The 12798-nt window shown below is 73.2% G+C and carries 5 protein-coding genes; 1 reads left to right on the top strand and 4 read right to left on the bottom strand.

Going from position 1 to position 12798, the window contains the following annotated elements:
* The first annotated feature begins 585 nt into the window (after window positions 1-585).
* Window positions 586-936, top strand: coding sequence for a hypothetical protein (locus OG413_RS25665; RefSeq protein WP_323137893.1), 351 nt, complete (start codon window positions 586-588; stop codon window positions 934-936).
* A 232-nt stretch (window positions 937-1168) separates the two neighbouring features.
* On the opposite strand, the gene OG413_RS25660 is transcribed toward OG413_RS25665, so the two are convergent.
* From OG413_RS25660 to OG413_RS25645, 4 genes are all read right to left on the bottom strand, one after another.
* Window positions 1169-5992, bottom strand: a complete 4824-nt coding sequence (locus OG413_RS25660; protein ID WP_266809113.1) for a hypothetical protein — start codon at window positions 5990-5992, stop codon at window positions 1169-1171.
* Window positions 5993-6142: 150 nt separating this feature from the next.
* A complete protein-coding gene (locus OG413_RS25655) occupies window positions 6143-7072 on the bottom strand; it encodes a hypothetical protein (protein WP_266809112.1) in 930 nt (309 codons plus the stop codon).
* A gap of 79 nt (window positions 7073-7151) precedes the next feature.
* On the bottom strand, window positions 7152-8678 hold the full coding sequence (locus OG413_RS25650; RefSeq protein WP_266809111.1) for a hypothetical protein: 1527 nt from the start codon (window positions 8676-8678) through the stop codon (window positions 7152-7154).
* Between the two features lie 269 nt (window positions 8679-8947).
* Window positions 8948-12637 carry a hydantoinase B/oxoprolinase family protein gene (locus OG413_RS25645; RefSeq protein ID WP_266809109.1) on the bottom strand — a complete coding sequence of 1230 codons (3690 nt, stop codon included), beginning with the start codon at window positions 12635-12637 and terminating at the stop codon, window positions 8948-8950.
* Window positions 12638-12798 lie beyond the last annotated feature (161 nt).

Below are 12798 nucleotides of genomic sequence, written 5' to 3'. Positions count from 1 at the left end.
GTTCCGTCGGTCCTGCTTCGACGTCCGCCGCTCGTGCGCCGGCGTCCGCCGGTCGGCCTTGCGTCGACGACCGTCGGTCCTGCGTCAATAAACGGCGCGAGCCTACTACTGACACACAGGCAACTCGAAGGCACGTCCGGATGATTTTTCAGCCGCCCTCAGGCGAATTGATCGTGAGTTGTCCCGGTATTCCCTGAGATGAAATTCGCGAAAGCGACAGAGGATGCGTGACAGAGCGCCGTATACCCGCACGTGGCAGTTGGCTGGAATTCTTCGCTCCGTGACGATCCGGCCTCCTCGGGGGCTTTCCTCGGGAATCTTCAGGGCTGTTCGTTCGTCCCTCCGTATGGGGGTAGATGGCACTGCGGGGCCTGCGCGGCACAACGGACTCGATCCGTCCGCGTAGAACGGGTGCAAGCCGGGCAGCCACCCTGAAGTCGGACAGTGGTGGGGAGTTGAAGGTCCTTGAACACGGACGAGCGCCGGAAGACCGGAAGGCCGGCCGTCGCCGCGACGGTTGAGGCCCCACAGGGGGCTCGGATTCCTCGGCAGTTGTGGGTGGAGGAGCCGGCGTCGAAGAGACGGATGCCTGATGCGGTACGGACATCAGCCGTGCGTGCCGTGCTGATCATGTCGCTCACGCTCATCCAGGCCATGGTGGCCTTTCTCTGCACCCTGACGGGTTCCTGGCTCGCCTTCCCGATGGTGGTCGGCGGAGTGGCCGGCACCGTGGTGGCGACGTGGTCCGTGCTGGATGTGTGGGTGACGCGTCAGGTGTGGAATCAGCGCAATGGTGTGGTGTCCGTGCCCAGCAGCACGGCGCGGCGGATGCGCCGCGAGCGCCGCCGGGCGCGACGGGCGGCGCGAGCCGCGGAGCGGGACGGCACAGGGATACGACGCCGCCGGGAGAACTCCGGCGACCTGTCCCGGGCCTGAGAGACCCTGGCCCGGGAGTCCGTGACTCGGGAGGCCCGTGGCCAGGGAGCCCCGGGGCTGAGAGAATCCCGGGGCTGAGAAACTCCCTGCGGCTGAGAGGCTCCCGGGGCCGCGAGGCTCCGGACAGGCCCCAGGTCCGACTGATCTCCCGTGGACCCGCGCGTGGACCCGCAGGTCTGAGACCGGCCCCACGCCTCTGTCCGGCTCGTAAGGCGGCTCCGGGCGCTCCGTGTCAGCCGGTGGCCGGCTCCGGGCGCTCGACACCCGCCGCTTCAGGTGCCGTCGTGCTCCGCTTGAACATGCGGGTCGCCGTGATCTCGCCGTGGATCGCCTCGCCGTCCGGGTGCTGCTGAGGCAGTCCGGGCCGCAGGTGCTCCTCCACGCTGATGTACTTCAGGCCCGCCCTCAGGTCCGCGTCATTGCGCAGCCGGATGACCAGCGGGAACTCGGCGAGCGCCGTCGTGTCGAACAGTCCGGTCGTGTAGAGCAGCTGGACACCCAGCGCGTCCGACACCGCACGCTGGAGCTCCAGCAGATAGGTCGCGTTGGCGCGGCCGATGGGGTTGTCGAGGAAGAGCGTCCCGGCGTGCCGGTGCTGGTGACGGTCGCGTCCGCGGTCGTTGCTGCGCAGTGCCGCCATCGTGCAGTAGAGGGCGATGGCGGCGGTGAGCAGCTGGCCGCCGGAGAACACGTCACCCATCTGTCCCACCGGGACCCGCTCGGCGCGGAGCACCGCGTCCGGCTTGAGGATCTCCACCGCGATGCCCTTGGGTTCGAGCGCCGCCTGAACGCCGCGCAGGAGCAGGGACATGCCGTCGCGGCGCAGGTCGGAGTTCTTCTTGAGCGCGGCGTGCGTGGCCTCGTCGACGACTTCGCCGAGGCGTTCGGTGAGCGTGGCCTGGTCGGGCTCCTCGAATCGGATCCGGAGGAACTCCTGGCCCGACCACTCCCCCAGTCCTTCGGGGAGCTGGGAGAGCCGCTGTGCCGAGCGGAGGGTGGTGAGGGCGGATTCCACGAGGCCGCGGAGCCGGTCGACGATGGAGTCGCGGTTGCGCTCCAGCTGCACCATTTCGTCGGTGAGGACGCGCAGCCGGGGGGCGAAGGCGGTGGCCCACTTCTCCGCGTGGTCGGGCAGCGCGGCGGCCGGCAGCTCACGGATCTGCTGGCGCGCGGGGGTGCGCACCTGTTCGTAGCGGGTGGAGTTGGCGTGCCGTACGAGGACGTCGCTCGCTTCCCGTACGGCGCTCTCGGCCGCCGAGAGGTCGGTGGCGCAGCCGCGCAGGGCGCGGCGGGCCTCGGTGGCGGACTGCCGGGCCTCGTCGAGGCTGCCGGGATACGTGTCGGCGCTCTCCGCGTCGCCGTCCGCGCCGTGGTCCCTGAGCAGGTCGCGCAGGAGCGCGGCGGTCTCGTCGAAGCCGCCCGCGGAGTCCTCGGCGGTGCGGTGGGCGTGCAGCAGTTCGGCGTGGAAGGCGCGGGCGGCATCCAGGGCCGCGGTGGCGGAGGCCCGTTCGGCCGTGGCCGTACGCAGGAGGCTCTGGGCCTGTTCGGCGTCGGCCGGTACCAGTTCGTCGGGCAGTTCGGTGTGGCGTGCTTCGTCGTCCTGCGGTGCGAGCCGTTCCGCTTCGCCGCGCAACCGGCCCAGGTGTTCGCTGGCGGTGGAGGCGCGGGTTTCCAGGAGCTGGACGAGCGACTCGGCACGGGACGCGGCCGCCTGCCGGGAGGGGCCGTCGGCGCCGTCGGTTCCTTCGAGGAGCTGGGCGGCACGGGTGCGGACCTTGTTGGTGAGGCGGTCCAGCTCCGCGAGCGCGGCGCTCTCGTCACTCTCCGCACGGGCCTGTTCGGCGCGCAGGTCGGCGCCGACGCCCACCTTCTCGTAGAGCTGGGACGCGGCCCGGTATGCCTCGCGCAGGGTGGGCAGGGCGACGCGGACCCTGTCCGCGTCGGGCTCCGGGAGCACTTCCGGGGCACCGGCGATCTCGGCGCGTTCGGCGCGCAGGGCACGGGCGGTGCGGCGGGCGTCGTCCCCGGCGCGCTGGGCGGCCCGGCGGTCCTCGTCGGCGGCGCGGGCCCGGTCCAGACAGACGGTGGCGCGGGCTTCGGATTCGGCGGCCTCGTCGATCAGTTCGCGCAGGCGCGCCTGCCATCCGGCGCGCTCGCGGAGGCGGAAGGCGAGCCCGGCGAGCGCGTCGGCCGCGCGTCGGGCGCGCTGGGCGGCCTCCTGGCGTTCGTCGCGGACGCGGGTGGTGTCGGCGGCCGCCTCGTCGGCCTCGGCGCGGACCGTACGGGCCTCGGCGAGTGCGGCTTCGGCCGCTTCGGCGACGGTACGGGCCGTGGCGGCCGTGGCTGCCAGCTCGGCGAGCATGCCGGGCGGGCAGTCGGCACGCCAGGAGCCGATACGGGCGGCGAGCGAGCGGTCGCCGGTGAGCCGGGTCGCGAGGGTCCGGATGTCCTCGTCGCGGGCGGCGGCCCGGCTCCTGAGTGCCTGCCGCTCCTCGTCCGCGGCGTGCTCGTCGTGCATGGCCGGGTTCGGCGGGACCAGGAAGACACCGTCCGTGTGCGCGTCCGGCCCGGTGCCGGGGGCCGGGACGGGTGCGAGGAGCGCGGCGGCGGTACCGACGGCGACGGCCGATCGGGGCAGCAGGGCGGCGGCGCCGAGCACTTCGCGGGCGCGGGCGTGCGAGTCGGGATCGGTGATCACGACGCCGTCGACGAGTTCGGGACGGGCGGCGAGCACCGCGGCGTGGTCGGCCGGGTCGACGGCCTGGGCGAGGTAGCGCCAGCCGGGCAGGGCGGGGATGCCGTGCTCACCGAGGTATTCGACGGTGGCCAGGACGTCGGGTCCCGGCGGCAGCAGACCGCCGTCGCCGAGCGCGCCGAGGATCCGCGCGTCGTCGGCGGCGGCGGTGCGCAGGTCGAAGAGCCTGCGCTCGGCGGTGGCGATGCCCTGGTCGAGGAGGTCCCGCAGCTCGTCGGCGCTGCGGTCGAACTCCTCGGCGCTCAGGGGCCGTTGTGCTGTCGAGGACTGTTCGGTGACGGCGACCGCTCCCTGGCGGTCGGGGCCGGTCGCGGTGGACCGGCCGTCGTCCTGAAGGGTCCCGGTGGTGTCCCGGTGCGCGGTGCCGCGGGGCTCGCCCGAGGCCGTGGCCAGCTCCGGGTCCGGATCGGTGCCCGGGGCGTGGGCGCCGCGGCGGGGGTGCGGTACGCCGGAGGCGGAGGGCAGACCCAGCAGGTCCGTGAGGCGGTGGTCGGCGGCGATCGACTCGGCGGCCCCGAGCTCGTCCTCGTACGACTGTTCCGCGGCCTTCGCCGCGTCGGCGGCGCGTGCCGCGGCGAGGTCGGTGCGGCTCTCCTCGGCCGCCGCCTCCCTGGCGTGGTCGGCCGCCGCTCTCGCGGCGTCCCTGGCGGTGTCCCAGGACGCGACGGCCACCTGCTCGGCGTCGCTCGCGGCGAGGGCCGCGCGGGCCGGGTCGGCGTCGGGCGCGGTGTCGTCGAGCCAGCCCGCCCGGACCGCTTCGGTGGTCTCCTGCTCGACCTCGGCCAGGCGCTGGCGCAGGTGCCCGGCCTCGCTGCGGGCGCGCTGGGCCTCGGTGGCCGCGCTCGTGGCGTCGCGGTGGGCCCGCTCGCCGGTGGCCTGGAGGGTGTCGGAGCGCTCCTCCTCCTCGTTGGCCACGCGTTCGCCGTTCTCGGCGGCGGTGTGCAGGGCGCGTACGAGGTCGGCGGCGGCCGTGGCACGGGCGGCGAGCGCGGGGGCGGCGTCGCGTTCGGCCTCGCGGATGGCGACGGCGACCCTGGCCGACCGGTCGGCGGCGGCGCGGTGCCGCAGGACCGCTTCGGCGGCCTGCCAGGCGGAGTGCAGGGTCCTGGCCTCGCCGAGTTCGCGCCGCTGGGCCGCGGCGCTCTTCTCGGCCACGGTCAGGGCCAGCGACGCGTGCCGGTAGGCCAGTTCGGCCGCGATCAGGGCGCGGCGGCTGCGGGTCGCCTCGGCTTCGGTGACGGTGTGGGCGGCGGCGGTGACCTGCTGGGCCAGCTCGCCCGTGCGGCCGCGTTCCTCGGCCGCGCGGGCGGCGAGGCGACGGGCGAGCGTACGGGTGCGGCGTTCGGCGCCCGCGTGGATGTCGCGGACGCGGGAGCGGGTCGCGGTGGCCTCGACGATCCTGCCCAGCAGATCGACGGAGCCTGCGGTGAAGTCGCGTTCGGCGGTGAGTTCGGCGCGGCGGCCCAGCTTGTTGCCGAAGCCGCTGACGAGGTCGGCGAGGCCGTCGGTGTCACGGGTGTCGGTGACGGCGCGGAGCAGCAGGTCGGTGAAGTCGGAGTCCTTCTTGACCGCGAAGAGACCGGCGGCCTCGCCCTCGTCGGCGTTCATCTCGCGCTGGTAGCGGAAGAGTTCGGGGTCGAGTCCGAGGTCCCCGAGGTGTTCGTTCCAGCGGTCGTGGATCTCTTCCCAGTGCACGTCGAGGTGCTGGTAGAACTTGCCCGCGTCCATCAGTGCGTCGCGGAAGCCCTTCATGGTGCGGCGCCTGCCCTGGGCGCCGGAGGCTCCTTCGACGGGGCGGCCCACGGAGGTGGCCTCGGCGACCGGGAGGTTGTCCAGGCTGAGTCCGGGACCGGGGCGGAAGGAGTACCAGGCCTCGGCGAACCTGCGCGGGTCGTTGGAGACCTGGTGGCCGCGCCATTCGCTGACCTTGCCGACGACGACGCATTCGCCGGTGAGGGTGTGCTGCCACTCCAGGGCGACATGGCCGCAGTCGTCGGCGAGCAGGAACTTGCGCAGGACGCCGGAGCTGGCGCCGCCCAGGGTGTTGCGGTGGCCGGGCAGCATCACCGAGAAGATCAGCTTGAGCAGGACGGACTTGCCACCGCCGTTCTCCAGGAAGAGCACACCCGCGGGGGCCGGGCGGCGCGGCGGGCCGACCGGCTCGTCCTCGAAGAACTCGGCCTGGGCCGGCGCGGGGTTGGGTACGGGCTCACCGACACCGCGCAGGTCGAGGACGGTGTCGGCGTAGCGCGCACCGGCAGGCCCGATGGAGTAGAGGCGGACCCGGGACAACTCGTACATGGCGGCGGACTCTCGTCGTTCGGAAAGCGGGTGCGGAGCGGCAGGTGCGGGGCAGAGCGGCAGGTACGGGGCGAAGCGGCGGATGCGGGGCGGAGCAGCGGATACGGGCGGGCGGGAAGCGAGGGTGGGGAACCGTGGGCGGTGGCGGCCTCAGGCGTGGAAGGGCAGGCCCGCGTCGGCGGCCAGCTCCAGGTCGTCGGTACCGGGCGGCGGCAGCAGGGTGGCGGTGCCGTCCGTGACGGGCACGACTCCGAGCTCCAGCAGCTCGGCCATGGCCGCGCCGCCCGCCATGTCGCGCACCTGGAGCTGGTAGCGGGCGGTGGTGCGGTAGGCGCCGCCCGCGTCGTCCCCGGTGCGCTGGAGGAAGCCGGAATCGGTGAGGAAGGCGACGGCCTTGCCGATGATGCCGGTGGTGGAGCCGGCCAGGCGCCGGGCGTCCTTGGTCGCGCCGGTGGCGCTGCGGCGGGCGTAGATCCGCCAGCCGGCCTCCAGCCCCGGGGTGTCGGTGGCCGGGTCGCTGTTATCACCCTGTTCCTCGGCGCGCTCCTCCAGGCGGTGACATGCCTGACGGACGAACGCGTCGACGCCGTTGACCGTGATCCGGCCGATGTACGCGTCGTCGGCGAGGTCCTCGGGGCGGGGGAAGGCCATGGCCGCGACCGCCAGGTGGGCGAGGCCGTGCAGGAAGCGGTCGGCGGCGTCGGAGGAGGCGCGGCGGGCGTAGTCGCCCATGCGTACGGCGAAGACCGAGTCCTCGCCCGCGGTCACCGCCATGCCTGCCCGGGTCGACACCTCCAGGACGATGAGCCCGAGCCCGGTGGCGACGGCGTCGGCGAGCCGGGCGAAGGCGGGCTCTTCCCGGTAACGGCGGAGCAGTTCGGCGTACTCGGCGTCCCGGGCGGGCAGCAGCTTGGGCTGCAGTCCGAAGGAGACCAGCCGTGCGGCGTCGGCGGCGTCGGCCGGGGTGACGGGGGTCGCGGTGACCGCTTCGACGGGCGCGGTCGTGTCGGTGCCGTACGTGGGGTGCGTGCCGGACGGCTCGCCCCACGCGTCGGTGTGCTCGGCGTGGTGGTCGCTCACGGCCGTGGCTCCTTGCTGCGGAGAGTCTTCGGTACGGAGTGTCGCCCGGGGCCCGGCGCTGCCGGGCGGGTGGCGGCGGTCATGACGCCTCCTTGCGGTCGGCGGCCATTCCGGCCGCGTCCAGCAGGGCCGTACCCACTATGAGGTCGGCGCCGCCGAACTCCGGGTCGTCCAGCTGCGTACCGTCGTCGACCGCGAACAGCAGGCGCCGCTCGCCCTGCCGGTAGGCGGTGCCGACGGGCGGGCTCGCCGCGTGGACCGCGAGGAGGGCGACCAGATACGGCAGTTCGGGGTCGCTGCGCCGGGCCTCGGCGAGCAGGCCGGAGAGGCGTCGTGGCGCGTCGTGTTCCAGATCGAGCAGGGTCATGGCGCTCGCGAGCTGTTCCTCGCTGAACCGGCTGTCGTCCGGGGTGGCGATCAGATCGGGCTCGGGCATCTCCGCTCCCAGGTGCTCGCGCTCCAGGGGCGGGGTGAGGAGCATGTCGACCAGGTCGCCGACCCGTACGGACGTGGGTGTGCGCAGTCCGGTGCCGTGCGCGAAGAAGGCGTCGGTGGCTCGGATGGACTGTTCGACGGGGAGCGGGAGCAGCGGGGCGACGAGCTGCCCGTACAGGTCGAGGCCAACCCGCGCGGTGGGGGCGGCGAACGCCTGCCGGTCCTGTTCCGCGCGGAACAGCGGTCCCGCCTCCAACAGGCGTGACTGGAGCTGGGTGTGGCGGCGGATGCAGTCCTTGACGATGTCGACGAGCTCGGCGGCGCGTCGTTTGTGCTCGGGGTCCTCGGCCTCGTCGCGCGCTTTGCGGATGTTGGTGAGGATCGCGTTCTCGTGGCGGTAGCGGTCGGCCACGTGGTCCAGGGCTTCGTCGATCATGTCCGGGACCGCGTTGAGCCAGTCGACCGCGCGCACGTTGCGCCGGGTCGCCTCCAGGGTCCTGCGGAGCGTCTCCGCGTACTGCACGGTGCGGTAGCGGGCCTGTTCGGCGGCGAGCTGGGCGTCGGCGAGGCGGCCCCGGCTGATCAGGACCTCCAGTTTCACCTCGGCCGCGATCTGGGCGCTGGTGACGTCGGTGTCCAGGGCGCCGACCAGGACGTTGACCGCCTCGTCGGTGGCACGGAGGTAGACGCTGCCGCCGTAGCCCGGGACCTCTTCGATGAGCTTGAAGTCGTAGTCCCGGCGGACATAGACGCCGTCCGGCCCGAAGGTGCCGTACACCGCGCGGAATCCGCGGTCGACGCTCCCGACGTTGATCAGGTTCTCCAGGACCCAGCGGGCGACCCGCTCGTGCTCGGCGACGGGGCGCCGCGGGGCCTGCGCCCCGACCCGGGGCAGGAGTCTGGCCACTATCTGGTCGTGGTCGGCGCCCGTGTCGAAGTCCATGTTGAGCGTGACCAGGTCGATCGCGGCGAGGGCGACCTCCGCCATCGCGTAGACCGTGTACTCGCCGGCCAGGTTCGCCTTGCGCACATCGAGGTCGTGCAGCGGCGCCGTGCAGGCGAGCGCGCGCAGCCGTCGCGAGAGCCCCTCGTCGGCGGCGGGGCCCGGGGCGGGCCGCGGCCCCGCGCTGAGCTGGGGCGCAGCGTTGTCCGTGTAGGCAGGCGAAGTCACGTGGGACAGATTAGGTCCTCGCACCGACAACGGTCGAAACGGCGCAGAAGCGACCGCCGCGGCCCAGGTGTTACGGAGGCCGGGAGCGGCTTCGTTCACCATGCGCGGACCCGTACACCGGCAGCGGCTCCGTTCACCATGCGCGGACCGTACCGGGAGCGGCCCGGCACCGACCGCGGCACCGTACCGGAGCCTTCCGCTCCGACCGGTCCCGCGACTCCGCGGTGGCGACCGCCGCCTCACTCGTCGCGGGGGCCGTATCCGCCACCTCACTCGTCGCGGGGGCCGTATCCGCCACCTCCTGGTGTACGGACGACCAGGACGTCACCGGCGTCCAGGTCGGCGGTGTCGCAGCCCTTCAGTTCCGTGACCGTGACACCGTCGGCGCGCTCGATGTGCTGGCTTCCCAGGGCGCCGGGTTCGCCGCCCGCCATGCCGTACGGGGGAACTCGGCGGTGGCTGGAGAGCAGGGCCACCGTGACCGGTTCGAGGAAGCGGATCCGGCGCTCCACGCCCCGGCCGCCGTGCCACCGGCCCGCCCCTCCGCTGTCCTCGCGCACCGCGAAGCTCTCCAGCAGGACGGGCAGGCGCCACTCCAGGATCTCGGGGTCGGTGAGCCGGGAGTTCGTCATATGGGTCTGTACGGCGTCGGTGCCGTCGAAGCCGTCCCCCGCTCCGGACCCGCTCGCGACCGTCTCGTAGTACTGGACGCGGTCGTTGCCGAAGGAGATGTTGTTCATCGTGCCGGACCCCTCGGCCTGGCCTCCCAGGGCCGCGTAGAGAGCTCCGGTGACGGCCTGGGATGTCTCCACATTGCCCGCGACGGTCGCCGCCGGGTGGACGGGCGACAGCATCGAGCCGTCCGGAATCCGTACGTCCAGGGGCTTGAGGCAACCGCTGTTGAGCGGGATGTCCTCGGAGACCAGGGTCCGGAAGACGTACAGGACGGCGGCCATGACGACGGACCTGGGGGCGTTGAAGTTGCCCGGCTGCTGGGCGGAGGTGCCGGTGAAGTCGAGTACGGCGTCGCGGGTGGCCCGGTCCACGGTCAGCGTCACGTCGATCACGGCACCGTTGTCGGTCTCGTAGCGGCAGGCGCCGTCGTCCAGTCCCGCGATGATGCGGCGTACGGATTCCTCGGCGTTGTCCTGGACGTGGCCCATGTAGGCGTCGACGACGTCCGCCCCGAACTGGTTCACCGTGCGGCGCAGTTCGGCGATGCCCTTCTCGTTGGCGGCGATCTGGGCACGCAGGTCGGCGAGGTTGGTGTCCGGGTCGCGGGAGGGGTACGCGGCGGAGGTGAGGAGGTCCCGGGTCTCGGCCTCGCGCAGCCGGCCGTCGCGCACCAGGAGCCAGTTGTCGAACAGCACGCCCTCCTCGTGGATCGTGCGGCTGAAGGCGGGCATGGAGCCGGGGGTGATGCCGCCGATCTCGGCGTGGTGTCCGCGCGAGGCCACCAGGAAGCACAGGGTGCCCGTAGCTCCCCGGACTTCATCTCCGGCCCCTCCGCCCCCTCCGCCCTCTCCGTCTCCGCCATCCCCTCCATCCCCTCCGCCGCTCCCGTCGAGGTCGAACACCGGCGTCACCACTGTCACATCGGGCAGATGCGTGCCTCCGTGGTACGGATCGTTGATGGCGTACACGTCGCCGGGGCGCATGGTGCCCTCGTTGCGCCGCAGCACTGCCTTGATGGACTCCCCCATCGATCCGAGGTGCACCGGAATGTGCGGCGCGTTGGCGATGAGGTTGCCGTCCGCGTCGAAGAGGGCGCAGGAGAAGTCCAGCCGCTCCTTGATGTTGACGGAATGGGCGGTGTTCTCCAGGCGCACGCCCATCTGCTCGGCGATCGACATGAAGAGGTTGTTGAACACCTCCAGCATCACCGGGTCCACCCTGGTGCCGACGGCGGTCCGTTCGGGGCGCGGGCGGGCCCGCGTCAGCACCAGATGCCCGGTCGGGCCGCCCTCGGCCTGCCAGCCGGGATCGACCACAGTGGTGGCATCGTCCTCGGCGACGACGGCGGGGCCGGTCACGCTGTCCCCGGGGCGCAGGTCCTCCCGCCGGTAGAGCGGGGTCCGCCGCCATCGGCCGTCGGCGAACATCCGTACCGTGTCCCTCGTTCGCGGCGCGCCCTCGCGTGCGGTGGCGTCGGCCCGGCGCGGGGTGTGCGGCCCGGCCGTTCCGGTCGCCTCCACCGAGACCGCCTCGACGACGAGCGGTTTGTCCATCGTGAACCCGAAGCGGGCCCGGTGGGCGGAGGTGAACTCCTCGGTCATGGCGGACACGGTGTCCAGGGCGACCGGCAGCGCCGCGTCCGTGCCCGCGTACCGCAACAGCGCTCGGGCCCCGGTGCCGATGGCGGAGTCGGGCACCCCGTCGGCCCGGAGGTCGGCACGGGTACGGCCGGCCAGTTCGGCACAGAGCCGGGCCACCCGTTCCCGGACCGCCTCGTCCAGTTCGGCCTCGACGGACTGTTCGCGCATCGCGGTGGCGTCGGCGAGGCCGATCCCGTACGCGGAGAGCACTCCGGCGAGCGGTGGTACGAGGACGGTGTCGATACCGAGGGCGTCGGCGACCGCGCAGACGTGCTGGCCGCCCGCCCCGCCGAAACCGGTGAGGGCGTAGCGGGTGATGTCGTGGCCGCGCTGTACGGAGATCTTCTTGACGGCGTTCGCCATGTTGAGCACGGCGATCTTCAGGAAGCCCGCGGCGACCTCCGCGGCGGTGGGCCGGTTCCCGGTGGCCCGAGCCACCTCGGCGGCCAGGTCCTCGAAGCGCTCGCGTACCAGGCCCGCGTCGAGGGGCAGGTCCCCGTCCGGGCCGAACACGGCCGGGAAGCAGGCGGGCTGGACCCGGCCGAGCATCACGTTGGCGTCCGTGACGGTGAGCGGTCCGCCGCGCCGGTAGCAGGCCGGGCCGGGAACGGCGCCCGCCGAGTCGGGCCCGACTCGGTAGCGGCGGCCGTCGAAGTGCAGGAGGGACCCGCCGCCCGCCGCGACCGTGTGGATGCGCATCATGGGCGCACGCATCCGTACCCCGGCCACCTGGGTCCCGAGTTCCCGCTCGAACTCGCCCGCGTAGTGCGACACATCGGTGGACGTACCGCCCATGTCGAAGCCGATGACCCGGTCGTATCCGGCCTGCCGCGACGTACGGGCCATGCCCACGACGCCGCCTGCCGGGCCGGAGAGCACGGCGTCCTTGCCGCGGAGGTGGGCGGCCTCCCGCAGGCCGCCGTTGGACTGCATGAACATCAGCCGGATGCCGCCGAGTTCGGCGGCGACCTCGTCGACGTACCGGCGCAGGATCGGCGAGAGGTAGGCGTCCACGACCGTCGTGTCGCCGCGCGGTACGAGGCGGATCAGCGGGCTGACCTCGTGGGAGCTGCTGACCTGGGTGAAGCCCGCTGCGCGCGCGGCGGCGGCGACGGCCTGTTCGTGGGCGGGGTACCGGTAGCCGTGCATGAGGACGACGGCCGCGCTGCGGATGCCGTCGTCGTACGCGGCTACCAACTGTTCGGCCACCGGGGCGAGGTCGAGGGGTTTCACGGTCCGGCCGTGGGCGTCGATCCGCTCCGGGACCTCGATCACCCGCTCGTGGACGGCCTCGGGGAGGACGATGTGCCGGTCGAAGAGGTGGGGGCGGTTCTGGTACGCGATCCTCAGCGCGTCCCGGAAGCCCTCGGTGATGAGGAGGACGGTCGGTTCGCCACGCCGTTCCAGCAGGGCGTTGGTCGCCACCGTGGTACCCATCTTCACGGCCGCGATCCGGTCCGCGGGTACCGGGTCCGCGGGGCCGAGGCCGAGGAGCAGCCGGATACCGGCGACGGCGGCATCGCGGTAGCGCCCGGGATCGTGCGAGAGGAGCTTGCGGGTGATCAGGTGGCCGTCGGGGTGGCGGCCCACCACGTCGGTGAAGGTGCCGCCCCGGTCGATCCAGAACTCCCAGCGTCCGGTCATTTCGCCATTGTGGCGCCGGGTGCGGGAGCCCGCGGGGACGGGACTTCGTAGGGCGTGGCGCAGCCTTCGCCCGGCGCGCCGGGCGCGCGCCCACCGGCGCGCCCGCCGGTGCGCGCGCCCGCCCGAGCCCGCCGGTGCGCGCGCCCGCCCGAGCCCGCGCT

Source organism: Streptomyces sp. NBC_01433, from assembly GCF_026340105.1.
GTDB lineage: Bacteria > Actinomycetota > Actinomycetes > Streptomycetales > Streptomycetaceae > Streptomyces.
This window is presented reverse-complemented; position numbering and strand designations above follow the sequence as displayed.